Here is a 26,169-nt window from a genome sequence, read left to right as displayed (position 1 = left end):
CTTACTTTAAATGTATAATAAAACCATAAGTTGTGCAATCGCTTTCATAAAATTTAGTTGAAATAATATTTTTCTATTTAACTTACATACCATGCAATAACCGGAATAAATAGAAAATTATTTTCATAGATAAATTTTATGTTAGCGTTTTCATTAAATTTATTGTGCAAACGGTTGTACAACTTTGGTAAAAAAGAGAGACACAAATTGGGAGGGTTAAAGAAATGAAAAAGTCACTATCATTCTTATCTATTTTGGTTCTACTGATGGCTATTTTAGCAGCATGTGGACCAGATAGAGAAACTAACACGGGCACGTCTACTTCAAACAATAATGAAAATGCTGGTAGCTCGGATGAACCTGCTAAACCAGAAAAGCTAATTGTATGGGAAGATACAGATAAATCTGTAGCCTTAAAACCTGCAATAGAGTCCTTTGAAAAAGAATATGGTATTAAAGTAGAATTCAAAGAATTAGGTATGGCTGATAAAATGCGTGATCAGCTTCGTATGGACGGTCCATCTGGAACTGGTGCAGACGTTGTTACTTTACCTCATGACCAAATCGGCCAGGTAGTAACAGAAGGTCTTATACAAGAAATTGAAGTAAGTGATGAAGTTCTATCAACCTTCAGTGATTCTTCTGTAAATGCACAAAAATACGATGGCAAGCTTTATGGGCTTCCTAAAGCGACAGAGACACCAGTATTCATCTATAACAAGGCATTGATGTCTGAAGCACCGGAAACTATGGATGAGGTATATGAGTTTTCAAAAGGTTTTACAGATGGCAAACAATTTGGATTTATCGCAACTTGGGATGATTTCTATTTTGCACATGGGGTAATTGCTGGTATGGGCGGATACGTTTTCAAGGAAAATGATGGCGCTCTTGACAGAGACGATATCGGTTTAAATAACGAGGGAGCAATTGAAGGAGCTTCTTACATTCAAAAATGGTATTCAGAAGGATTATTCCCTAAAGGAATTATTGGGGAAAGTGGTGGTTCTACTAGAGACGGTCTATTCAACGAAGGAAAAATTGCTTCAGTTATGAATGGTCCTTGGTCTTTCCAAAGCATGAAGGATGCTGGAATAGATATCGGTATTTCAGCAATGCCAAAGCTTCCGAATGGTGAACCAATGAAAACGTTCATGGGAGTTAAAGGATGGCATGTAACTGCTTTTACAGAACATAAATACTGGTCTACTAAATTAGTCGAATGGTTAACAAACGAAGAAAATGCAAAAATTCGTTTTGAAACTACACAAGAAATTCCACCAGTTAAAACACTTGTAGAAGATCCAATCATTGCAGATAACGAAGGAGCTAAAGCTGTAGCACTTCAATCTCAATATGCAGTTCCAATGCCAAACATTCCAGAAATGGCTGAAGTATGGAGTCCGGCTGCTTCTGCATTGCAAACTATTGCAACTGGAAAAGCTGAGCCTAAGGCCGCAATGGATGATGCAGTTAAAAACATCAAAACAAATATTGAAACAAATCACCCTAAATGATTTTAAATGATTTTTAATCGCAAAGGCATGTTTCCTACACGGGGGCATGGCTTTGCTTATATTTAAAGGATTGTGAATACAATTTTGAGAGAAAATACTCCTTTCAAAGGAAAGAAGGAGGCCGCATTAGCAATGGACAGTAATGCCACCAACAAACATAGAAAAACAGCTGGGTTATTATCGATTATTCCAGGCATTGGTCAGTTTTACAATAAACAATATGTTAAAGGAATCATTTTCTTAGTTTTAACAGCCGCATTTTTTAGTAGTTTTTATCAAACGCTTAATTGGGGCTTTTGGGGATTGTTCACACTTGGAGAAATACCAGGTCTAGACCACTCCGTATTCTTATTAGTAGATGGAGTCATAGCTTTGCTAGTAGCAGCAATCGGTTTAGGTATTTATGCATTTAACATTTACGATGCGTATAACAACGGAAAAAAAAGAGATAAAGGCTTCGAGTTAAACAGTGTAAGAGAGCAATATCATAATTTAATAGACAATGGTTTTCCTTATCTTATGATTTCCCCTGGTTTTTTACTGTTAATCTTTGTTGTAATTTTCCCTATCTTTTTCGTAATATTACTTTCTTTTACTAACTATGATTTATACCACACGCCACCGGCTAAATTAGTCGATTGGGTAGGAATACAAAACTATATTGATATTTTCAAACTAGAGTTATGGCGCTCTACTTTCTTTAGTGTTCTTGGATGGACGATCGTATGGACTTTTGGAGCAACAACAATCCAGGTAGCAATCGGTATATTCCTCGCAGTTGTGATTAACCAAAAGGATTTAAAAGGAAAAGCTGTTTTCCGTACGATTTTAATACTTCCTTGGGCAGTACCAGCATTTATCTCGATTTTGATATTCTCTGGAATGTTCAATGAATCATTCGGAGTAATAAATGATGGCATACTAAGCTTTTTTGGAATAGATCCTGTCCCATGGATGACTTCTGAAATGTGGACCCGTATCGCCTTAATAGGTATACAATCGTGGCTTGGATTTCCTTTTATATTTGCTATGACAACTGGTGTTCTACAGTCTATTCCTGATGAATTATATGAGGCAGCTAACGTGGATGGTGCTTCTATTTGGCAAAAGTTTCGAAGCATCACATTACCGATGGTACTTTATGCGACTGCTCCGATTTTAATCACGCAATATACATTTAACTTTAATAATTTCAACGTAATTTTCTTATTCAACGGCGGTGGGCCAGCATTGCCTGGGCAAAATGCTGGAGGTACAGACATTTTAATCTCATGGATTTACAAGTTAACGATGACTTCCGCTCAGTATGGTAAAGCTGCAGCCATAACGATGCTATTATCCTTAGTTGTTGTAGCCGTTGCCCTATGGCAGTTTAAACGCACAAATTCATTTAAAGAGGAGGATATGATGTGATATGAATATGAAGACTGAAAAAATCATCAGACTGACACTTTCATACTTTATTCTCCTGGTAGCTGCTGTAGTTGTTATTTATCCACTTCTTTGGGTTATTGGTTCATCACTCAATCCGGGTCAAAGCCTTTCGGGATCTACCATGTTTCCTGAAAATCCGACTTTCAAACATTACTTAGACCTGTTCGATATGGAAAACTCTAATTATGTACTATGGTATATCAACTCAATGAAAATTAGCTTGATCACAATGGCTTTAGCTGTAATTAGTGTATCTCTAACTGCATACGCCTTCTCTAGATACCGATTTGTGGGCCGTAAGAATGGATTATTAACGTTCTTAGTACTTCAAATGATCCCTAACTTTGCAGCTCTTATAGCAATTTTTGTTCTTGCACAAAGAACAGAACTTTTAGATACTCATTTAGGATTAATCCTAATTTATACAGGTGGGCAAATCCCTATGAATACATGGCTTATGAAGGGATATTTAGATACTATCCCTAAAGAGCTTGATGAATCTGCAAGGATGGACGGCGCAAGTCACCTCCGTATATTCTGGCAAATCATTATGCCATTAGCTAAGCCAATTATTGCCGTAGTTGCTTTGTTCTCCTTTATAGCACCGTTCGGAGACTTTATACTTGCCCGTGTAATGCTACGCTCCGAGGAAAAATTTACGATGGGCGTAGGACTGTATGAATTAGTATCTAAGCAATTTGGTAATGAGTTTACGACATTTGCAGCTGGTTCCGTTTTAATCGCAATTCCTATAACAATTTTGTTCTTAACTTTCCAAAAGTATTTTATCTCTGGATTGACTGCTGGTGGAACAAAAGGCTGACAATAGTTCATGGAAATTGGCGGGGGTGTGTGACTATAAAAAGGTGTTTACATTTACTAATATTGCTAGTGCTTTTAGTTAGCTTCAATCCCTATCATGCTTCTGCTAATGTAGATGCTACAATGCAGGATGAGATTGTCTATATGATTATGGTGGACAGATTTAATAATGGTGACACTTCAAATGATAAGGACGCTAACCTAGAAGATCCTTATGCCTATCATGGTGGGGATTTTAAAGGAATAATGGATAAGCTTGATTATATAAAAGAAATGGGTTTTACAGCTATTTGGCTGACGCCCATCTTCGAGAACACTCCAAAAGGGTACCATGGGTATTGGACAAAAGATTATTATAAAACTAACGAGTATTTCGGTACAATGGAAGAATTTAAAGCGTTAGTGCAAGAAGCTCATGAAAGAGACATAAAGATTATCTTAGATTTTGTTGTGAATCATGTTGGACCGAATCATGAATGGCTAAATGATCCCTCTAAGGAAGAGTGGTTTCATTCAAATCAGCCAATTTCTAATTGGAATGACCAAGCTGAAGTTGAAAACGGATGGTTGTATGACCTCCCTGATTTAAATCAAAGCAATCCAGAAGTAGCTGCATATTTGATAGAAGCTGCAAAGTGGTGGATCAAGGAAACCGATATAGACGGTTATCGTTTAGATACAGTTAAGCATGTTCCTAAGGAATATTGGATCGATTTCTCGAGTGCTATTAAAGCTGAAAAGGAAAACTTTTATCTTATAGGTGAGGTATGGCATGATAATCCAAATGTAATTGCTGAATATGAAGAAACAGGGATTGATGGCTTTTTTGATTTTTCTCAAAATGATAGCCTTCGTACAGCTTTTGAGAAATCTAACCAATCACTTGGCTGGTTATTTTCAAACGTTGAAAGAAACGAAAAATTATTTAATCGTTCCAATTTTCTCGGCCAATTTATTGATAACCATGACATGACTAGATTTAGTAATTTGGTACTTAACCAAAAAGAAGAGCCTAAATCTCAACTCAAGAAGAGTCTTACCTATTTGTACACCGCTCCTGGTATACCGATAATTTATTATGGGACTGAAATAGCGATGGATGGCGGAAATGACCCTGACAATCGAAGAATGATGCAATTTGATAGTGAAAACGATTTAGTTGACTATATTTCCATACTTGGGTCGTTAAGGACAGAATATCTTTCCCTTACAAGAGGAAAAATGGAGGTCCTTCACGAGGATGAAGGAATAGCTATATATTCTAGAGTGTATGAAGAAGAAACAATTGTGGTGGCTATTAATAACACTTCAGAGAAACAAAGGGTCGTTCTAGAGGGAAAGCTAGAAAATGGGAAACGATTAATGAGCTTGCTGTCGGACACTGTTATTAAATCTAACGGCAACCAGTACACGATTAATATAGAAAGTGGTCAATCAGAAATATACGAGCTAACGGATAAAGCTGACACTAACTGGTTGTTTATAGTCTTATCTTCAGCCGTATTAGGTTCATTTATAATAATTCTCACATTGGGAATTAGAGAAGTTAAAAAACGATCAGTATTTTAGTTTATGCTAACCCTCTCTGTATACCGTGGATAGCATGATGCTATCATCCGGATAGCCGATTGGTTGTGGCTACATATACTTAAAAAAGCTTAAGCGAGAGGAGTATTTTATTACATGAAGAGAAATTGGTGGAAAGAAGCAGTCAGCTATCAGGTATACCCTAGAAGCTTTATGGATAGTAACGGGGATGGAATAGGTGATCTGCGTGGAGTAATCTCAAAACTAGATTACTTGAAGGATTTAGGTATAGACGTAATATGGGTATCTCCATTTTACAAATCTCCAAATGCCGATAATGGTTACGATATAAGTGATTACCAAGGTATTTCAGAGCAGTATGGAGACATGAAGGATTTTGATGAGTTATTGGCAGAAACTCATGCCCGTGACATGAAACTTATTCTAGATCTTGTTATTAATCATACAAGTGACGAGCATCCTTGGTTTGTTGAATCACGTTCTTCTATAGATAACCCAAAAAGAGATTGGTATATATGGAGAGACGGTAAAGGTACTGAGCCGCCAAACAATTGGGAGAGTATTTTTTCTGGTAGTGCTTGGGAATACGATACAGCGACAGCGCAGTATTATATGCACCTTTTTGCCATTAAACAACCAGACTTAAATTGGGAAAACAAAGAAGTAAGAATAGCATTACATAAGATGGTCAATTGGTGGTTGGACAAAGGAATCGATGGTTTTCGTGTAGACGCTATCAGTCATATTAAAAAACGTGAGGGTTTTCCTGATATGCCAAATCCAGAAGGCAATCAGTACGTTTCCTCATTTGACATGCATACTAACCAACCAGGTATACAGACATTCCTAAGCGAATTAAAAGAAGAAACGTTCGCAAAATATGATATTATGACGGTCGGAGAAGCTAATGGCGTTGGTATAGACGAGGCAGACGAATGGGTTGGTGAGACAAACGGGAAGTTTGATATGATTTTTCAGTTTGAACACCTTGGACTTTGGAATAAGGATAAAAATAAGACTGTTGATGTGCTCGGACTTAAAAAAACACTAACAAAATGGCAAAAGGGACTTCACGAAAGAGGTTGGAATGCACTCTTTCTAGAAAACCATGACCAAACAAGAAGTGTTTCTAGCTGGGGAAATGACCAGGAATATTGGAATGAAAGTGCAAAAATGCTGGGTGCTTGTTATTTCTTAATGCAGGGTACACCTTTTATCTATCAGGGCCAAGAAATTGGCATGACGAATGTTCAGTTCCCTTCTATAGAAGATTATGACGATATCGGTATGCAAAATTTTTATGAGATCGAAATTGCAAAAGGTCGTCCTCATTTGGAAGTAATGGAAACCATTTGGACAAACGGAAGGGACAACTCACGAACTCCAATGCAATGGGATAATTCTGAGAATGCTGGATTTACAAGTGGTACTCCATGGATGAACGTTAACCCAAACTATTCTAATATTAATGTACAGGCTCAGCTTAAGGATGAGAATTCCATCTATCACTTCTTTAAAAATATGATTAAGCTTCGCAAGGAAAATGAAGTTTTTGTATATGGCTCTTATGATCTATTATTAGAAAATGACCCAGATGTATATATTTATAAACGTTGTCTGAATGAAAAGACAGCAGTTGTCCTATGCAACTTCCGTAACAAAACGGTAGAAGTTAATCTTCACGAGTTGGAGCAAAAGGATTACCATCTTATGTTAAGCAATTATAAAGAAACACCTGATTCACTAACAGAGAAAGTGATATTAAAGCCATACGAAACGAGAATATATTTGTCAAAGTAAGAAAGCTCTGAGGAATAGATACAGTCACTAGCAATTGGTCATATGACTTAATTGGCCTAGTTAATAATAACACTTATCTATATAATTATATTTTACAGAAACATTATGAAAACAGAAAAAGAGTGGTGATATCCTGTGGCAATTACGATTAAAGATGTAGCAAAATTAGCAAATGTCGCTCCCTCAACCGTCTCTCGGGTAATTGCCAATAATCCCCGGATTAGTGAGAAGACAAAGAAGTGTGTTAGAGAAGCAATGGAGCAGCTAGGATATCATCCTAATTTTATTGCACGTAGTCTTGCTAGCCAATCGACAAAGGTAATCGGTCTAGTATTGCCTCCATCGACTGGTGCATTCTTTCAAAACCCATTCTTTGCTGAGGTTATGCACGGATTAAGTGAAGGAGTGCATGAAAAGCATTATGCACTTCAGATGACTACTGGAACGACTGAGGAAGAACTATTCAATGGTGTAGTGCAGATGGTTCAGGGGGGTAGAGTGGATGGAATTATACTCCTTTACTCTCGAATAAATGACGATATCTTAAACTATTTGAGATCTAGAAACTTTCCATTTGTAATGATTGGGAAGCCTTATGAGCATGTGGCAAAAATCACTCATGTAGATAATGATAACTTCCTAGCAGCGAAAGAGGCAACAGAGTACCTTATCGGTCTTGGACATGAGAATATCGGCTTTATCGGGGGCAGTCCTAACCTCACAGTAACTTTGGACAGACTCCATGGCTATAAGGCAGCTCTGCAAGAAAATGATATATCTTTGCAAGAAGATTATATTATACATTCTGAACAATTTCTAAGAGAGGGTGGCCAGAAAGCAGTAAGTAAACTTTTCTCGGGTACCATTTCTCCTACAGCGTTAATCGTTACAGATGACTTGATAGCGCTAGGAGTTGTAAACTCTCTTACAGAAATGGCAATTGACATTCCGAGTCAGGTTTCCATTATAAGCTTCAATAATGCTTTGTTTGCGGAAATGTCTCGTCCACCTCTAACATCCATTAATATCAACATAGTTGAATTAGGATATCAGGCAGCCAGAAGCCTGATTCAGGTGTTGGAGAATGAAAATGAACCAGTAAAGCGTATTATCATTCCGCATCAACTAGTAGTTCGTAACTCATGTGCAGTGTCACAAAAAAACGTTTTCGAAAGATAGTAGTCCATTTTAAAAAGTAAAATGGTTATCCGAATAATTTGGATAACCATTTTTATGTTTGATAATATTATTATGTAAACAAATAAAATATTTCCATTATTGTAAAGTTAATTTATAATGCTCTATAAGGAGGGAGATATACTATGTTTACATTTAATATTGACGAAAAAACTAAACTAAAAATGCTAGATTTACGGGACTCGGAACAAGTGTTCGATTTGACTATCATGTCCAAGGATACATTAAAGGAATGGTTACCTTTTATTGATTTTACAAAAACTGTTTCTGACACGGAGAATTTCATCAAATCTACTATGAAACAGTTTAGTGAAAATAATGGAATCCAAGCAGGGATTTGGTATGAAGACAATCTTGCTGGTATAATTGGTTTTCATAAAATTGACTGGAACAACAAATCTACGAGCATTGGATATTGGTTGGGCGATGCCTTTGTTGGCTATGGCCTAATGACTAAATCAGTAAAGGCATTTGTAGATTATGCATTAATCGATTTAGGATTAAATCGTGTAGAAATCCGAGCTGCGGTTGAGAATAAGAATAGCAGAGCAATTCCTGAAAGACTTGGGTTTACCCATGAGGGAACTATTCGTCAATCAGAGTGGCTATACGACCATTATGTCGATCATGAGGTCTACGGCATGCTAGCAGCCGATTGGAAGAAATAATGATTTAAATAACCAGGTTGGTACCGTTTAATTTCTTTATTATTAAATTCTCTACAAAATCATATAGTGATAATAAAAGAAGACAAAGAAGGGACAGGAAATGATGATTGCGTACATATCCACGCTTAGCCCAGTTATGCAGGCATTATTAGCAACTTTGTTTACTTGGGGAATGACAGCGCTAGGCGCCTCCCTAGTGTTTACAACAAAGACAGTAAACCAAAAATTAATGGATGGTATGCTTGGCTCTGCTGGCGGAATAATGATTGCAGCAAGCTTTTGGTCGCTTCTTTCCCCTGCTATAGAGATGTCAAAAGAAGGCCCTTTTCCAGTTTGGTTTCCAGCAGCTGCTGGATTCCTCTTGGGTGGATTTTTCCTTTGGATCGCAGATAAAATCATCCCCCATATGCACCCTTCCTCTCACACCAATCAAACCGAAGGGATTAATCCGAAGGGGAAAAGAAGAAGTACACTGCTTGTCTTTGCAATCACTTTACATAATATTCCGGAAGGTCTAGCTGTCGGTGTCGCTTTTGGAGCAGTTGCAGCTGGTCTCGATTCAGCGTCTTTAACTGCAGCTGTAGCTCTAGCAATTGGAATTGGTATTCAGAACCTTCCTGAGGGGGCAGCGGTTGCAATGCCTCTAAGAAGAGAGGGGATGTCTCGTAGAAAGAGCTTCTTTTATGGACAATTCTCTGGAATGGTAGAACCAATTGCTGCAATTATCGGTGTCTTAGCAGTGTCCTTTATGTCTCCAATCTTACCTTTTGCTCTTGCATTCGCAGCTGGTGCTATGATTTTTGTTGTAGTGGAGGAGGTAATTCCTGGTTCACAGGAATACGGAAACGGAGATTTGGCAACTGTTTGCTTGATGATTGGATTTACAATTATGATGATTCTAGATGTAGCTTTTGGATGATGGCAAATAGGGTGAACGGTCATAATTTTTTTTATCCGGTCATAAAAGATCTCTGAACGGTTATAAATCTTGCCTATCCGGTCATAAAAAATTCTATCCGATAAAAAATCAACGCATCCTTTTTACTAGGATGCGTTGATTAGTTTAAATTTCAATAATAATAGGCAAAATCATCGGTTTTTTCTTTGTTCGTTTGTAAATCAAGTTTTCTACGGAGTTTTTAATATTCTTTTTGAGGGTACGTTGGTTTTTATTGTTATCCCATTTTTCTACAGTAGTTCGTACATTTTGATTGATAGAGTTAATAAGCTCTTCTGAATCTGGTCCATATACAAAGCCTCTTGTAAGAGTATCTGGACCATTCCATATTTTCTTCAGCCCTTTTTGTAGACTTACGACTATAACAATCATTCCATCTCCAGCAAGAACCCTGCGGTCACGAAGAATTATTTCTCCTACATCTCCTATACCGGAACCGTCCACAAAAACATCACCGGCCTCTATCGAGCGAGTTTGTATGACCTCATTTTCGGTAATAATATCGACAACATCCCCATTGTTCAGTAAAAATATATGGGAACGCTTAACACCGATCGACTGTGCGAGCTCTCTGTGAATATGCAGCATGCGATATTCACCATGTATAGGGATAAAATACTTTGGCTTCATCAAGGTCAGCATGAGCTTCAGCTCTTCTTGGTAAGCATGGCCAGATACATGCATCCCTGTTGCGCTTCCTGAACCATATATTACATTCGCTCCTAGGCGCAATAGATTGTCTACAACCCTCGTAACATTCGTTTCATTTCCAGGGATAGGGCTAGAAGAAAAGATTACTGTATCTTCTGGGAGAACTTCTAATTTACGGAACCGAGAGCTGGCTAGTCGAGAAAGAGCTGCCATTGGCTCACCTTGTCCACCTGTACAAAGAATCGCCACTTCTTCTGGTGACATTGAAGGAACCTCGCTTTCCTCTAGCAACATTCCTTCTGGTATTTTTAAATATCCTCGCTGAGTCGCTACCCTAACTACATTTACCATGCTTCTTCCAAGTAAAAGAATCTTTCTGTTGTTTCTAATGCAAGTGTCAACTATTTGCTGTACCCTGTGTACGTTTGAAGCGAAAGTAGTAATGAAAATTTTGCGAGTTGCCTTTCTAAAGGTTTCATCCAAATGTTCTTCTATTAGCCTTTCCGACGGGGAAGAGCCAGGTCGCTCTGCATTCGTACTTTCTGAAAGTAGCAATAGTACTCCGTCCTGACCAATTGCTGCCATACGATGTATATCTGCAGCTTGCTTATCCACGGGAGTCCAATCAAATTTAAAGTCTCCTGTATGCACTATTGTGCCTAGTGGCGTTTGAAAGGCTATACCAAGGCAATCTGGTATGCTATGGCTCGTCCGAAAAAAGGTTGTCCGAATAGTACCCAGCCTTAAGACATTATCCTCGTCTATCATAAAAAGCTTACTATCTCGAAGAATTCCATGTTCCTTTAACTTAATTTCAATCAAGCCCAGCGTCAGATTTGTGGCATAAACGGGTACATTCAACTGTTTTAAAAAGTAAGGTATTCCACCAATATGATCCTCATGACCGTGTGTGACAATCAAACCACGTATTCTATCCTCATTTTCCTTCAGATAGGTGATGTCAGGAATGATTAAATCTACGCCTGGAAGACTTTCATCGGGAAACTTCCCTCCACAGTCGATTATTACAATATCATCGTGTGATTCAATAACATACATGTTTTTTCCAATTTCATTTATACCGCCAAGCGCAAACACGGAAACGGTAGAATTTTTTGTATTCAAAAAAATACCTCCTGATTAAATAAACTATTTAAAGTATGAACTTTAAATAGTTTATTTATGAGGGAAAATCATGAAAGAAATTTTTATATTGCTTAACTAGTAAATATTAGGTTAAATTTTACATGTTTTGCTTGGCAAATATGTCACGTCGTGATATAGTCGTGTTGTGACATAGTACAAAAGGGTGGAGCAGCTTGGATAAATTAATCAAGAAATACATACCAATGACCGAAACAGCTTTCTATATACTTTTTTCATTGACTGAGCCACGGCATGGTTATGGAATTATCAAAAGAGTAGAAGAACTGACTAACGGCAGACTACATTTAGGATCTGGCACTATTTATGGAACGCTCACTAAAATGCAGAACGATAAAATGATTTCTGTATTTTCGGACGAAAAGAGAAAAACAATTTATGAAATTACCGAGCTTGGCAAGGTTATCATTCGGAAGGAAATGGAGCGTTTAAAAGAAGTACATAGCAATATTTTGCTTTATGAGGGGGAGTTCGATTGAAACAGTTCAAATTATTTTGGAGCTATCGTATATCATCCACTGAACGTTGGCTAGAAAGGATGGCTTATAAAGGCTATATACTCAAAGACATTAACAGATTCACACGGATATTTACGTTTGATAAAACTGTGCCTCCTAACAAGGTTACCTTTTCAATACAATATAATTCCGGAGCGTTATCAGAAAGCTTAAAAAGCGATGGCTGGCAGGAGCATTCAACTACCGGTAAATGGGGTATTTTAAAAAATGAAGATATAAATGTTTCTTTTTATCCCTCCCGTGAAAGCTTGTTCAAAAGGATTCGTTTGCATGCGTATTTATTTCTTATGCTGTCCATATTTTATTTATCAACTGGCCCTATTAACTTGTTAATTTTTGAAACCATAAATACTAATGACCCTAATTATGCAGCACTTATTATTACCGTACTAGTATTCTTGGCTTTAGCAGGACTATCGACTTTTGTTTTCATTTCCTATAGAACTTTTGAGAAAAAAACTTTTAATCTTAAGGACGAAATAAAATACGATAGAAAAAAAATAAGGAAAATTCGATTAGCATGGATGTATCAGCCACTCCAGACTAAAATATGGTTGGATGAGATGCATCATAAGGGCTACGAGCTTGAAAGTGTATTTGCTACAATCTTTTCTTTTGTTCCCTCTAGGCACGAAAAGATTGCATATGAGGTTACATTTGAACCAAAACTTAAATCTGATTATTATATAATTCATAAAGAAATAGGATGGAAACTAAAATATACATCTAATATGTCTTTATTAAATTACTCTATTTGGGCGATGCCTTATGACGAGGCTAATAATAAACCAGCATTCTCCTATGACGTATCAGAAAAGCGACTCCAAATAAAAAAAGCCTTTAGGATGAATATGACAATCGCTATATTCTTGTTGTTTGTATTAGCACAGTCCATGTATATGCAATGGGTTCTTGACACAGATTCTTCTACAATTAATACTGTTTTAAAGTACCTTTTAACATGTATGACTATTTTTTGGATATTATTATCTGTCAAAATCATCACTGGATATAGGAAAGAAAAAAATTTACTAAAAGAATCCTAGAAATAGGATTCTTTTTTTTTTCTTCCAAGGAATTTTGCCATTGGACAAGATAAGTTATTGATTTATCAATAATTGAAATGGTATAATTTTCTTACAATTACTGAAGGGAGTGAGATTAAGCAATGACTAATTTAATGAAGATAACCTTGGAATTATATTTATTGCATCTCACTCATGCGGACTAAGTTATTAGGCTTTTAAACTTATTAATATAGGACATGTCAAGAGAGAAAATTGACTTTTTGTAAAGAAGAACGGAATGTCTAGTCACAGGGTTATTTTATATATCCTGTGGCTTTTTTCGTGTGAGTACAAAATATATTAAATAAATATAATTCCAGTTGTTCTTCTCCAAATTTATAACTAACTGGGGGCAAAATTAATGGAACCACATTTACTAGGTTGGAATGCTAATTTTGATGAATATTTTAAACCTTATAAAATAAAAGGTCTAAGAGCTGGTAGAGTGACATGCAAAATAAAAGATAATTATCTTGTAACATTTGAAGAGAAATCAATTACAGCTAGAATAACAGGAAGGTTTAGACATAATGCTCAATTAAATAAAGATTTTCCGGCAGTTGGAGATTGGGTAGTGTACGAAATTAAAAATAGTAATCCTCATGCTTTCATTCACGCTATTTTACCTAGAGAAAACGCTTATGTAAGGAAGCTTCCTATCTCTGGTGGGAGAAAATTAAAAAATGGTGTTATTGGAGGAGGAAGAACAGAAGAACAAGTAATAGCTTCAAACATTAATACAGCATTTTTCGTAGTTGGCTTAGATAATAATTTTGAAATTCGACGTATAGAAAGATTTTTAACTTTGATTTATAACAGTGGAATTGAACCAGTAGTTATTTTAAACAAAGTAGACTTATGTATTAATATTGCCGAATATATAAATCAAGTGAAAGAAATAGCAAATAAAGTAACTGTTCATTCTGTCAGTGCAGAAAAAAATGTAAATATGGACGTTTTCTTTAAATATTTAATGTCTGGAAAGACAGTTATATTTCTTGGATCATCTGGAGTAGGAAAATCAACAATAACTAACTTCTTGGTGGGTAATGAAATACAAAAAATACAGTCTATTAGTAAATTAACGGGCAAAGGAAAGCATACAACTACAAATTGTGAACTTATTTTCCTTCAAACTGGTGGCATAATCATAGATACCCCTGGTATAAGAGAATTGCAGCTATGGGGAGATGTAGAGATACTTGACCAAAGTTTTGAGGAAATCAAACAACTGAGTTACCATTGTAAATTTAAGAATTGTCAACATCGAGAAGAACAGGGCTGTGCCATTCAAAAAGCCATACATGATAAACGTCTAAGTCAAAGCAGAGTTAATAGTTATAAAAAACAGTTAGCTGAATTACAGAGATTAGATACAAGGAGAAGAGATTTCAAGAAAAAATTAAACAAAAAATGATGCAATATATCTTTAAGTAAAGGGAGTTGTCAGTTTATGTTGAAATTGAAATATCTTTTTAAAAATGAGGATTTAGCAGAAATGTTGTTAAGAAGTTGGGAATTTGATGAACGCTCTCTTGAAATGTTCAAGTACTACAGAATATCTTCAAATGCTATTTATCCATTTCAAGCCAAAGGCAAAACTCATTTTTTAAGATTTTCTCCAAAAACGGAGAAATTCGAAGAAAATATTTTAGCAGAATTGGACTTTATTTCATACCTTCGATCCAAAAAGTATGGAGCAGTAGAAACTGCTGTATCAAAGAATGGGAAGGAGCTCGTCAAATTACAAACTCCATGGGGCGTATACTTTGCCTCTGTATTTAAACGTGTTGTAGGTGTGCAAATCATCAAGACCGATTTAAGTGACACAGTTATTTTCAATTATGGAAAAGCTTTAGGAAAGCTCCATCAGTTATCCAGTGAGTATAAAACTTCACAATACAAACGATGGTCATATAGCGACGTATTAAATTGGATTCACAATATTCTAGTTGATTTTCCTCTCGAAAAATCTGCATTGAAGGAAACCCTGTTATTACAAGATTATTTTGACTCAATTCCTAAGACAAACAACAATTTTGGACTGATTCATTATGATTTTGAATTTGATAATGTATTCTATGATGAAGAGTATAACTCTTGTAACGTTATTGATTTTGACGATGCCATGTATCACTGGTATGTAATGGATATCGAGCAATCACTTGATAGTTTACAGGATTGTATTCTGCCTGATATTTTTCAGCAGCAAAAAGAAAGCTTTTTGGACGGATATCGTACTGAATTTGAGATATCAGAAGATATGATGTCAATAATGCCAGCTTGTAGACGATTTGCAAATTTGTATAGTTATGTGCGTATTCTACGATCTGCGGAAGAAAAGTGGGACCAGGAACCGGAATGGTTAGCAGGTTTAAGAAAGAAATTAACAGAAGCTATGAAGAATAAATCATTGTGTTTTGGAATGGAAATATAATATTAGCCTTTTTATAGACCGACCATCGTAACATCCTCTAAACGAGGGACGGACTAATAAATCAACAAGTTATATTTGACTAAAAAGCCTGATTTCCTTCTAATTTATAGAGAAACAGGCTTTTATACTTGATATTAACTTAAAGTAAATCCACATTTTACTGATGTCATTTTCATTAAACTTAAAATTCGAAACTTTCTCAATGTTTTTCCGTATGTATATTAAGTGAACATACTATATCTGAAGAAGGAGAGGATGTTATGCATTGGATTATGTGGATTTTTTGGGGTTTCTTTGCTGCTATCATAATAGGTGCCTATCTCGTAGATCGGTTAAGTAGTAGGAATTATAACTTAACGCATAAGAAGACAATGAATCAAGTAGCCGCTCAAGCCAACTCAGACAGAGAGGTAGATCGTTACAACAACCAATTGTTCTAACTATATAAAAATGCAGCATAGGGTGTGGCATTAACCAAAAAGGAGCACTTTAATTAGAAAATTTAGCAATATGTAGGGAGCAAATAATGAAAACAATTGATAAAAAGATAGAAGAAATAAACAGTTTAATAAATGGAGTCATAGAAGAACAAGGAGTCGGGATTACTGTCTCTATAGTTAAAAAAGATGAACTAATTTTTGCAAAAGGATACGGTTACGCTCAGTTGGAGCCTACTACGAGCCTAATTGATGAAAATACAATCATGAGTATTCAAAGTGTAACAAAAAACTTTGTAGCAGTCTGCATTATGAAGCTTGTTGAAAAGGGCAGCATCCAACTCGATACACCAATCATTAAGTATTTGCCTTATTTCAGAACAAAAGATAAAAACTTAAGCGATCAAATAACTGTAAAACATGTTTTAAGCCATACAACAGGCTTTCCAGCTGATTTAGGTATAGCCAATTTAGTTGCTCCAAATGTTAAAGAAATCTATTCAGACACACCTACTGAATGGAGTGAGGCTCTAGCCTATTATAGGTTAGTAGAAGATGAATTAACTAGTATCCATACTAGAGAGGATATTACTAGGTGGTTTCGAAAAGTTAAGCTAGAATCACCTCCTGGACATGATTGGAACTATTGTACAGATGCATATGTTATTTTGGGAGATTTAATCGAGAAGGTTACCGGGGATAGCTGGGAGACTTTCCTTCAAAATCAGTTCTTAACCCCACTACAAATGACGCGAACTACTACAGATACAAATATCATTCTGACTGACAATAATTACGCAAAATATTATTTAGGTACCGACAAGGTTGAAACCCCTTATCCAATGAATTCTTTGGCTGCTCCAATAGGCTTTCTTTACTCTACAGCAACAGATTTGGCCAAGTATATGTCCTTTCATTTGAACTACAGTTCAAGGGAAATGCTAGAAAATACTCTCAAAAAGCAAATGCAAAATCCTGTATGTCGAGTGTCAGAAGAGTGGGATAATGAAACTAATACATGTTTTTATGGATTAGGCTGGTTTATCGAGGACTATAAGGGAAAAACCATCATCGAGCACGGCGGGGGACAGATGGCTGTAAGGGCATTAATCTCATTAATTCCAGAGGAAAACATTGGGGTAGCTGTTCTATTGAATTTTGATAGCACCGTCCATCGTTATATTAGCAGTAAAATCATAGATATTTTGCTAGATTTATAGATAAGAAAACCAATTTAAGGATGATTTTAAACATAGTTCTATTCATCATCGTATATGATAAGAGGAAGGGGTGTTTGTTGATGAATCGATACTCAGTAGCTGAATTTATACGCAAAACGGAGCAGGAGGATAAAGGAGAAGGCTTTTTCGAACTAGAAACAGAGCGCTTATTGGAGGTTAACCTGGAGGGGCTTGTTTGGGCTAAAGCAGGTGCCATGGTCGCTTATCACGGAAAAATTAAATTTGAGCGTGAGGGCGTTTTAGAGCATGGTGTGGGCGCAATGTTTAAAAAGGCTTTGACTGGTGAAGGTGCCTCACTAATGAAGGCAAATGGCCACGGTAAATTATATCTAGCTGACAGTGGAAAGAAAATCATTATTCTTCATCTTCAAAATGAAGCGATTTATGTAAATGGGAACGATTTGCTTGCTTTCGAGCCGTCCATTAATCACAATATCAAAATCATGAAAAAAGTGGCAGGAATGATGTCTGGCGGGTTGTTTAATGTGAGATGTGAAGGAAATGGTTTAGTTGCTATAACTTCTCATTACGAGCCTCTCACACTGCGTGTGACACCAGGAAAGCCCATTTTCACAGACCCAAATGCTACAGTGGCTTGGTCCGGTAATCTACAGCCTGATTTCCAAACAGATATCTCCTTTAAAACCTTTGTTGGTAGAGGAAGTGGAGAATCAATACAAATGAAGTTCGAAGGAGATGGCTTTGTCATTGTCCAGCCCTATGAAGAAGTATATTTTCAGAGACAGAGTTAAATATACATTTTAAAAACAAGCAAATAAAGAAACGGAGGGTTAGCTATCAATCAACCGTATTTTTATACAGCTAACCTCGAAAAGCTAAGTTTCACAAAACTAGACAAATATTTTTGTTCTTAAAAAGAAATGTTTAATGGTTTCAACCATAAACGTTTCTTTTTTAATGAAACCATTTGCATATTATTTCGCATTTCTTACAAGGATTAATTTTTAACTTTAAACAACTATTCATTTAACAGCTAAATAACAGGTTTGTTACTAATGCAGCAAGTAATTGAAAAAGAGGAGAATAATCTTATCAACTAGAATAATTAACTATAGATAGAGGCATTTAAATGATGATAAACATTAAGGGGGAGTATAGCAGGTATGTTTCATGCAAAAGATGTTTTGTCTGACCAACTGTTAGCCAATGCAAACGATCCCAGTTGGTACGTACCATTTTCAGAATCTGTAAATGGTTTGACAGAGGAACAAGCTTTTTGGAAGGCGAGTAAAGAAAATAATAGTATTGCAGAAATTGTACAGCATTTGCTTTATTGGAATAAAACCTGGCAAATAAGGTATAAGGAATCTAGTGTTAATGCAGTTTCAGCAGTTGGAAGTAATGACAGTACGTTTACCATCTCAAAAAATAAAACATTCGATGAACTAAAGAAACAACTTATAGAAGTTCTTTTACATTGGCAAATGATATTAACAGAAGAACAACTAGAAAAAAGTGTTCAAGAATACTCGAATGCCAATTGGTGGCAAGTAGTAGGGAATGTCACCACACATAATGCATATCACATCGGTCAAATTGTTTATATTAGGAAGCTACAAAAGAGCTGGAAATAGAGTATAAAATTTAAGTAAGATATTTAATAGTTATAGAACTAACAGCTTCTTCAATAAGGATGCTATACCTAAAATAAAGACAGAGGAATACGATAATCCACTGTCTTTATTTTACATTTCATTCACATGAGAAGATTGACTTGTATTGCCTGGAGAAATCATTCAACTCATTCATCAACCGTTAGGGCTGAAAGAACTGCTCCAACGGCTTGTATCCAACTACCGACTGTATTCATTTCTTGCGCTTTTTGACTATTTGAAGGATATTTAATTGATAATGCTTGATAAATAGTTCCAATCACTTGGAGTACATTTCCAATATTGTTTAGTGCGTCTTCTATCGACTGATTTCCAGAATAATCTATCGTGAGAACTCCACCTAGCGCTTGAACAAAATCACCCTGTGCACTTATGAGGGAACTCGTATTTTGATCCTCGATAAAAAATGACTCGAGCGTAATGAGATTACCTATGGCCCCTAGTTGACTTCCTACTTTATCCAGATAATCCGCATCCGTGGGGATTATACCACTCCCAACTGCTTGTAGAGCATCCCCTATGATGTTCAGGTCTCTTAACATTGCGTTTGATAATACTTGTGAAGGAGTACTACCTATTGCAGATATAACTGTACCTACTGCAATAATCCAAGAGCTTATTTGTGATACATTCCACATTTAAATCATTCCAATAACAATTGATTAAACCCTCTAAATAGTATATGCAAGCCTTTTAAGTACAATTGGTCAAATGATTGATATCGTTTTCTTTCTCAATAATTTAGCCTATGAAATAAAGATCTAGATTTTATATCTGTTTTTTGTTGCTAGTACTATGTAAAATATTTATGTATGGATTTACGAAGGAGAGAGGTAGAACAGAATGAACAATGCTGCAAACCTATGGAATCAGATAATCGCAAGAGGTGAAAAATTTGAGGAAGGGTTTAAAGAGTCATTAAACCTTCAACCTGGCGTCACTGACAAAGAATTGGATTTACTCCAACAAAAGCTGGAAGTTAAGCTACCAGAAGAAGTACAGAATTTTTACAGAGTGTATAACGGACAAGTTTGGGAGCCTGGTGTGAATCCATTTGTAAGAAATTTGGTTCTTTCTCCCATCCACAAAATTATAAAGGATTGGTCGTTTTTGCAGGAAGAATATGATCCCGATGATATGCAGCCAGAAAATGAAAAAGAAATAAAGCCATTTATATGGAATTCTAGGTGGATTCCAATTGCCGACAATGGTGCTGGTGACTATCTTTGCATGGACATGGATCCAACTGAAGCTGGAACAATCGGTCAGGTTTTATACTACTGGCACGATTGGGAGGATAGATCCCTTGATGCAAATAGCTTTTTTGAATTCATCGAAATTTGTTTGCTGGAGGATTACGATAACTAAGTGTTTATTCTTTTTTAACTCTATTGAATTTAGTTAGTTTTGTAGATTGCACCACTTTATTCCAATAATAATTTCTCCATTCATATTTTATGGTAAAATATACTAATAAATATAAAATATTCAATGAAATGGGGAATAAATCAATGAAACTATTAAAAATGAGTTTAGCATTCTTAGCTTGCTTAATGCTATTGGCTTGGTCCAATGGAGAAGCTTCCGCTGAGTCAGCATGGACGTCTAAATGCTCTTCATATGGGGAAATAAAGCCAAACCAAAATCCATCTTTTCAGTATATGAACTGTCTACTTACGAATGCAGCCATAGAAGCAAAAATTCCTCCTGAAGTTGTGAAGGCTGTTGCTACTAAAGAAAATGGCGGTTGGAAACAATTCGATGCAAATGGTCAGCCTGTAATCTCAACGGATCAAGGGATTGGTCTTATGCAAGTTACCAATCAACTAAGCTATGATCAAGAAAGATTGAAATACGATATCACTTATAATATTCAAGCAGGCGTCGAAATTCTTAACAGTATGTATAAACGTAATGATTTGCCTAAAATAATAGGCGGAGGACCTGAAATAATCGAGAACTGGTACTTTCCAGTCATGGCTTATAACGGTATAAAACCTGCTAACAGTCCACTATATAAGTCCAATGGATTGAAGAACATTGGTGCTTATCAAGAAAAAGTCTTTACATTTATTGAAAAGGATAGTTACTTGAATAGCACTAAATTAGCGCAGTTTCCTTTCAGTTTAGCTGATTTTGAATATGACCCTAACAGCAGTGACAATATTGCCTTTACGAAGAAGGAATATACATTAACGGATCAATTGCATACCTCTTCATATCATTTCCAAAAAGGAAGCAAGGTATTGCTAACAGCAGACAATGTAAAATTAAGATCGCAACCTAGTACTTCTTCAGTAGCAAATACTTTAGCCAAAAACACTACCTTAATTATTGAAGATAAATTCTTATACGACCAATCTCCAACGAGCATAAACCAATTTGTGTGGTACCCTGTTAAAACTGAAGATCAAAAGCTAACAGGTTATATTTCCTCTGCTTATATTAAGAAAAAGACAGATGTTCCATCTATAAAAAAAGTGATGTGGGGAAAAACAGAGCTAAAATTAGGGCAAATAGGTAAAGCTACTATTTTATCCAATACAAGCTTGGTCAAGATGGAAAGCAATGGTTCATTGACTACTGTTCGAACTTTGAAAAAAGGTGAAGAATACCGTGTTTATAACTATAAGAGCAATCATGGTGGTTTATATGGTGTAGGTGGTGGAAATTACATTCAAAAATCACCAAATGTAAAATACGAAACACCATCTAAAAGCAAGCTAGCATTACTTAAGCAATAAAAAAGTGTTCGATGTAGATCTAGGTAAAGTCATAAAGAATACTGCCAAAGGCTAAATAGGAGTTGCACAAGAGTAAAATTCCAGTAATTGAACTGCTGCATAAGTATATAAAGAAATAGTAAATATTTTAATAATGTTATAAGCGTTGGAGTTTACGACAGAGTTGTTTTTCACGAACAAGTTAAGGCGAACTTAATAAGCCTGTTAGGTAATCAAAAGTTAACGGGCAAGCGAGTAAATGTTTAAGTGACTTATTATAGAGCGAATGTCTAAACTTTTGTGTCAGTCGAAATAAGAAAGAGGTGTAGGCGCACCTCTTTCCTTAAATTTTAATTTTAGTTTACATAATATAAATTATACGAAGTTACGTTTCATTTGAAAAGTATACTTGAAACAGTGAGATATTTGAGAAAAACACGTAAATACATGATTTTTATAGATTATAAATTTATAGCTTTTTTGCATTTAAATAACTCATCGTTTTAGTTGTTACAATTGTTCAAGTTATTGTCTTCCTTGTTTTCAAATTAACTGTAAATTGCAATTCAGACACTATACACATCATTTATTTTGTTTTACCTTATTTATCACTTATTTCTGTTTCAATTCCAAATCTCATCCAGCTTATCTGAATAAAATTCAATTGCCTTTTTGTAGCTTTGTATATTTTCATCTATTGACGTATCTTTAATGTTTTTTAGTAATAGTTCCATAGCTTTGTTATGATTATTTAAGTTGTATAATGTCATCGCTAAGAATACTTGCATAGCTCTATTATCTGGAAATCGTTTTAAACCCTGCTGCAAGGTTTTTTGGGACTTTACATATTCTCCGAGTGTTCTATACGTACTCCCAAGCCCAATAAAAGCCCCTTCCTGATCTTTTTCAGGTAATCCTAGACTAATTGCTCTCTCGTAAAATGGAACAGCCTTAAGCTCCTCTCCTAGCGCGTCAAAGCTCCAGGCACATTGATATTTAATATAAGCATTTTGAGGAAAATCTTTAACCAATTGAAGCAAAATAGTATTGGAATCTAGAAGAAGACCTTTTTTTCTCAAATTAAGTGCTTGTTCTAATAATTTTTCCATAGAAACCTCTCCCTTCCTACTTATAATGAGTTTAACCTTTTTCTATTAAATAGACTTTTCTCACTATTCACTATAGTGTAAATATTTATTTTCTGAATAAATCCATTGTAATTATTAGCCGAGCTTTCTATTGGTACTAGTGTTACAGAGATTTCTTTTTGTTGCGTCTATAAAAAAGTCTCCATGAATAATATACTATCCAAGCAAGGTAAATTAACAAATGTGGAATGTAATTATATTCAAGATCAATGAACAAAAAGGTTACGCTACCTACAACAATCGTTGGTAATATAATATAAAACCACATTCGAACTTCTTTGTTTTTATAGCTTAAATCAAATCGATCGCTCATCTGCTCCATCCTGCCATTTCTTTACATAATATTATCCTCTTACAAATTAAACAATAACTGATATCACCAAGTACAAAGTTCCTAACTTTTAAATATGAATAGTTTCTCTTTCTCCCTTTAAGACTTCTTCTTTAGTTGAATATTGTGTATACTTCTTTTGTCTTTCCGAAATATTATCATAAAGAAACTTATGATATGAGTTATCCCAAAACTTACAATGCCTAATAAGAATCGACCGACAATTTCTCTTAGTAGCATATTAGTGATGGTTACCTACTCTCCATCTACCTGTACTACTTTTATATTAAACATTTTCTTACCAATAATATAACCACTCCAAACTATTGGTAGAATCGTTAAATACAGCGCAGATATAACATCCAAAAATTTACTGTCTAAAAGTTTTTATCAATGAAACGATAATACTCAGCAGTAAAAAAGAAGGCTATCCACTAAAAATGCAATTTTTCTCCTTGGGGAACTAGCTAGGTTAAAATTATTTTCTTTAGTTGTATTCTCCATTCTCAAAATATTTAAGGTTATAGTATTTAAGCATATGAATGCAAGCCGGCGATGACTAGATTGACAAAGATTTGATTGAACATGATGGTCCCAAATCCAATGATAGCTAACCAAGCTGTTCTCTCTCCATCCCACCCTCTGTTGATGCGCAGGTGTAAAAATGCTGTGTAGAATAAGAAGGTGATTAAGCCCATACCTCCTTAGGATCCCAGCCCCAGAATCTGCTCCATGCTAAATGTGCCCAAATCATTGCGAAGAACAAACCACCTAATGCAAACAGAGGAAATCCAATAACGATAACTCGATAAGATATTTCGTCCATTAGAGTAAGGTTTACTTTTTGTGTGAGTGGCTGTAAAAGCTTTGATATACTCTTACGAGAAAATAACCGAATAAGTATGTAAAGTATGGAGCCTATAAAATAGGACCAAATTAACGTATTCAACTTTGCCGCGTCAAAAATAACTGGTACCTGTACTAGCCCGGAGAAACTCCCTTTTAATTCATCACCAGAATCATCTATTGATAGTGCATTATTAGGTGTTACGATAGCTGGTAGACTATACTGATAGGTTTCTTGATTGCCTTGTTGATTAACAAATTGGTAACTAGCGTTATAATGGACAAAGCCAAATATTGCACTTATAGTCACAAAACCTAAAACGACTATTAATTGATATAATACAAATTCTAAAAAAAATGTACTTGCTCCTTTTTTGTTATGGTCTACTTTCTTGATCAAATAGATTAGCCCAGTTACAAATGAAAGAGATAATATTGCACTTGCAATAGCTACTGTAATCACATGTATTGTTAACCAATTGCTTTGTAAGGCAGGGATTAAAGGTGTAATCTCCTTGGAGAACATACTTCCATAAGCTATGATTAATATAGCAATTGGCATTAAGAATAATCCAATCACAACCTGTCTATAGAGGTAATAGACTAGGAAAAAGCCACCAACTAGCATCATGCCAAAGAAGGTCATAAACTCATAGAGATTACTAACAGGAGCATGACCTGAAGCAATCCATCTTAAGACAAAATAATTTAACTGAGCAACAAATCCTAATACAGTTAGACTCAACGCTAGGGTGGTTGCTGTCTTATTTTTGGAGCGGATTGCAAAGCCAAATGGTAAAATTGCAATCAAATACAAAATAAAAGCTAAATATAAAGTAGCACTACTTATTGATGTCAAAGAATCAAAAGACATATGTATCCCCCATTAACCATTTTTTTCAGACAATTCAACCTCCATTATATTATAAAAATACATAAAAACCATTATATGGTTAATAAAAGTTAGTATTTTCAAACTACTATTCACATTTTCAACATATTTATTTTATAGGGAGTGATTTCCTTGAACCAAATCTTTCGCAATCAATTAACGTATTTGGCACTTACTTTTCTCATGATATTGTTAGGATTAGCTTCTAGAATATATGGTTATTTGCTTTTTGATGTGTTAGAGCTAAATGCTGGAGATGCACTTTGGGCAGCTATGGTTTATTTTGGAGTACGATTTATTTTAGTTACTAGACCTCCGAAGTTTTCCTTATTGGTAAGCTTAATATTTTGTTTTGCAATTGAGTTTAGCCAGATATACCAAGGAGAGTGGATTAATAGTATCCGAGGAACAACACTAGGAGCCTTAATCTTAGGGAGAGGATTTTTAATCGTGGATCTATGGAGATATACAATAGGGGTTAGCATAGCCTATGTGCTTGATATGATATTAAAGAAGTTCTTTATAAAATCCACCACCTAAGTGTGAGTACCCTTACTAAAACTGAAAGATACTAACAAAATAATCGTCTACGGGAAAATCACCTAAATAATTTAGGCCACAGCCATTATAAAAATCCTTGAGCTTGTTATTTCCGGCCCAGCAATCTAAATACATATCTCTATTTTGTTCTACAGAAATAGATTGACAGTAGTCTATAATAGATGCACCAATGTTTTTTCCTTGGTATTCAGGTATAATTGCGATTCTGCCTACGTATAAACTATTTTCCCTGATTGAGAGATTATTCAATTGAAGGATTGGTTTAATTATAAAAGTTCCAACAATATCATTTTCTATCTCGTATTTAAATACTTGCCCTTGTGCTATTTGATCTTCCACTTCAGAGATTGGCCACGGATAAGTCCATTGCTTAATATCTTTACTTAATAGCTTTAAGGTTGCTTTATTCAAAATGTCAAGAATTGTAGCAATGTCATTTTTTTCTGCCAGTTTAATATTCATATGAACACTCCCTTTAAATTGATACTCACTATAAATATTGGTATAATTAGGTCAATAAATGTATAAAATAAAAAACCGCTTAGATGTTGGTAGCATCCAAACGGTAAAATAGA

At 35.4% G+C, this 26,169-nt stretch carries 24 protein-coding genes and 1 pseudogene; 19 read left to right on the top strand and 6 right to left on the bottom strand.

Translation table 11 applies throughout. The features are described 5' to 3' along the window. Positions 1-224 precede the first annotated feature (224 nt). The 8 genes from MHB55_RS10375 (at position 225) to MHB55_RS10340 (ending at position 9,905) form a co-directional block, all read left to right on the top strand. Positions 225-1,517, top strand: coding sequence for an extracellular solute-binding protein (locus MHB55_RS10375; RefSeq protein WP_154310792.1), 1,293 nt, complete (start codon positions 225-227; stop codon positions 1,515-1,517). A 132-nt stretch (positions 1,518-1,649) separates the two neighbouring features. Beyond that, entirely contained in the window at positions 1,650-2,930 is a 1,281-nt protein-coding gene (locus MHB55_RS10370; protein ID WP_144537180.1) for a carbohydrate ABC transporter permease, read from the top strand. 1 nt (position 2,931) lies between these two features. Next, entirely contained in the window at positions 2,932-3,774 is an 843-nt protein-coding gene (locus MHB55_RS10365; protein ID WP_144536394.1) for a sugar ABC transporter permease, read from the top strand. Positions 3,775-3,809: 35 nt separating this feature from the next. Continuing rightward, positions 3,810-5,342 (top strand): alpha-amylase family glycosyl hydrolase, encoded by a 1,533-nt coding sequence (locus MHB55_RS10360; protein ID WP_445678248.1) that lies wholly within the window; start codon positions 3,810-3,812, stop codon positions 5,340-5,342. Positions 5,343-5,456: 114 nt separating this feature from the next. Continuing rightward, positions 5,457-7,121, top strand: a complete 1,665-nt coding sequence (locus tag MHB55_RS10355; RefSeq protein WP_340863170.1) for a glycoside hydrolase family 13 protein — start codon at positions 5,457-5,459, stop codon at positions 7,119-7,121. 135 nt (positions 7,122-7,256) lie between these two features. Beyond that, entirely contained in the window at positions 7,257-8,300 is a 1,044-nt protein-coding gene (locus MHB55_RS10350; RefSeq protein ID WP_144536399.1) for a LacI family DNA-binding transcriptional regulator, read from the top strand. A gap of 143 nt (positions 8,301-8,443) precedes the next feature. After that, positions 8,444-8,986, top strand: a complete 543-nt coding sequence (locus MHB55_RS10345) for a GNAT family N-acetyltransferase (protein ID WP_340863169.1) — start codon at positions 8,444-8,446, stop codon at positions 8,984-8,986. Positions 8,987-9,089: 103 nt separating this feature from the next. After that, positions 9,090-9,905: a ZIP family metal transporter gene (locus MHB55_RS10340; RefSeq protein ID WP_144537184.1), complete on the top strand. Its 816-nt coding sequence runs from the start codon at positions 9,090-9,092 to the stop codon at positions 9,903-9,905. Between the two features lie 144 nt (positions 9,906-10,049). Here the strand turns inward: MHB55_RS10340 and MHB55_RS10335 are convergent, their stop codons facing one another. Continuing rightward, a complete protein-coding gene (locus MHB55_RS10335) occupies positions 10,050-11,720 on the bottom strand; it encodes a ribonuclease J (RefSeq protein WP_340863168.1) in 1,671 nt (556 codons plus the stop codon). 224 nt (positions 11,721-11,944) lie between these two features. Between MHB55_RS10335 and MHB55_RS10330 the strand changes: the two genes are divergently transcribed. The 8 genes from MHB55_RS10330 to MHB55_RS10295 all read left to right on the top strand — a co-directional run bounded on the left by MHB55_RS10330 (position 11,945) and on the right by MHB55_RS10295 (position 19,054). Next, positions 11,945-12,238, top strand: coding sequence for a PadR family transcriptional regulator (locus MHB55_RS10330; protein ID WP_144537186.1), 294 nt, complete (start codon positions 11,945-11,947; stop codon positions 12,236-12,238). Beyond that, entirely contained in the window at positions 12,235-13,323 is a 1,089-nt protein-coding gene (locus MHB55_RS10325) for a DUF2812 domain-containing protein (RefSeq protein ID WP_340863167.1), read from the top strand. Before MHB55_RS10330 ends, MHB55_RS10325 begins: the two co-directional genes overlap by 4 nt. Before the next feature lie 382 nt (positions 13,324-13,705). Beyond that, positions 13,706-14,761: a ribosome small subunit-dependent GTPase A gene (rsgA, locus tag MHB55_RS10320; protein WP_340863166.1), complete on the top strand. Its 1,056-nt coding sequence runs from the start codon at positions 13,706-13,708 to the stop codon at positions 14,759-14,761. A gap of 36 nt (positions 14,762-14,797) precedes the next feature. Continuing rightward, on the top strand, positions 14,798-15,781 hold the full coding sequence (locus MHB55_RS10315) for a phosphotransferase enzyme family protein (protein ID WP_340863165.1): 984 nt from the start codon (positions 14,798-14,800) through the stop codon (positions 15,779-15,781). A gap of 260 nt (positions 15,782-16,041) precedes the next feature. After that, positions 16,042-16,221 (top strand): hypothetical protein, encoded by a 180-nt coding sequence (locus tag MHB55_RS10310; RefSeq protein WP_144536412.1) that lies wholly within the window; start codon positions 16,042-16,044, stop codon positions 16,219-16,221. Positions 16,222-16,307: 86 nt separating this feature from the next. Next, positions 16,308-17,438, top strand: coding sequence for a serine hydrolase domain-containing protein (locus MHB55_RS10305; protein ID WP_340863164.1), 1,131 nt, complete (start codon positions 16,308-16,310; stop codon positions 17,436-17,438). A gap of 80 nt (positions 17,439-17,518) precedes the next feature. Then, positions 17,519-18,211 (top strand): AIM24 family protein, encoded by a 693-nt coding sequence (locus MHB55_RS10300; protein ID WP_144536417.1) that lies wholly within the window; start codon positions 17,519-17,521, stop codon positions 18,209-18,211. Positions 18,212-18,583: 372 nt separating this feature from the next. After that, positions 18,584-19,054 carry a DinB family protein gene (locus MHB55_RS10295; protein WP_340863163.1) on the top strand — a complete coding sequence of 157 codons (471 nt, stop codon included), beginning with the start codon at positions 18,584-18,586 and terminating at the stop codon, positions 19,052-19,054. Positions 19,055-19,221: 167 nt separating this feature from the next. On the opposite strand, the gene MHB55_RS10290 is transcribed toward MHB55_RS10295, so the two are convergent. After that, the gene (locus tag MHB55_RS10290) at positions 19,222-19,731 is read right to left on the bottom strand and encodes a DUF6944 family repetitive protein (RefSeq protein ID WP_144536421.1); all 510 of its coding nucleotides are present in this window, start codon (positions 19,729-19,731) and stop codon (positions 19,222-19,224) included. Positions 19,732-19,936: 205 nt separating this feature from the next. Between MHB55_RS10290 and MHB55_RS10285 the strand changes: the two genes are divergently transcribed. After that, positions 19,937-20,461: an SMI1/KNR4 family protein gene (locus MHB55_RS10285; RefSeq protein WP_144536423.1), complete on the top strand. Its 525-nt coding sequence runs from the start codon at positions 19,937-19,939 to the stop codon at positions 20,459-20,461. 143 nt (positions 20,462-20,604) lie between these two features. Beyond that, the gene (locus MHB55_RS10280; RefSeq protein WP_151109837.1) at positions 20,605-21,837 is read left to right on the top strand and encodes an SH3 domain-containing protein; all 1,233 of its coding nucleotides are present in this window, start codon (positions 20,605-20,607) and stop codon (positions 21,835-21,837) included. A gap of 602 nt (positions 21,838-22,439) precedes the next feature. On the opposite strand, the gene MHB55_RS10275 is transcribed toward MHB55_RS10280, so the two are convergent. The 3 genes and pseudogenes from MHB55_RS10275 to ccsB all read right to left on the bottom strand — a co-directional run bounded on the left by MHB55_RS10275 (position 22,440) and on the right by ccsB (position 25,000). Further along, complete coding sequence (locus tag MHB55_RS10275) at positions 22,440-22,925, bottom strand: tetratricopeptide repeat protein (protein ID WP_340863162.1); 486 nt, start codon at positions 22,923-22,925, stop codon at positions 22,440-22,442. Positions 22,926-23,067: 142 nt separating this feature from the next. Beyond that, positions 23,068-23,277 carry a hypothetical protein gene (locus MHB55_RS10270; protein WP_340863161.1) on the bottom strand — a complete coding sequence of 70 codons (210 nt, stop codon included), beginning with the start codon at positions 23,275-23,277 and terminating at the stop codon, positions 23,068-23,070. Positions 23,278-23,825: 548 nt separating this feature from the next. After that, positions 23,826-25,000 (bottom strand): annotated as a pseudogene (ccsB, locus tag MHB55_RS10265) (c-type cytochrome biogenesis protein CcsB). A 156-nt stretch (positions 25,001-25,156) separates the two neighbouring features. On the opposite strand from ccsB, the gene MHB55_RS10260 reads away from it, so the two are divergent. Then, positions 25,157-25,573: a ribosomal maturation YjgA family protein gene (locus MHB55_RS10260; protein WP_340863160.1), complete on the top strand. Its 417-nt coding sequence runs from the start codon at positions 25,157-25,159 to the stop codon at positions 25,571-25,573. A 15-nt stretch (positions 25,574-25,588) separates the two neighbouring features. On the opposite strand, the gene MHB55_RS10255 is transcribed toward MHB55_RS10260, so the two are convergent. Next, on the bottom strand, positions 25,589-26,056 hold the full coding sequence (locus tag MHB55_RS10255; RefSeq protein ID WP_144536433.1) for a GNAT family N-acetyltransferase: 468 nt from the start codon (positions 26,054-26,056) through the stop codon (positions 25,589-25,591). Positions 26,057-26,169 lie beyond the last annotated feature (113 nt).

The sequence above is a fragment of the Psychrobacillus sp. FSL K6-1267 genome (assembly GCF_038003265.1).
Taxonomy (GTDB): domain Bacteria; phylum Bacillota; class Bacilli; order Bacillales_A; family Planococcaceae; genus Psychrobacillus; species Psychrobacillus faecigallinarum.
The sequence above is the reverse complement of the archived record's forward strand: the minus strand, read 5'-3'. Positions and strand labels throughout refer to the sequence as shown.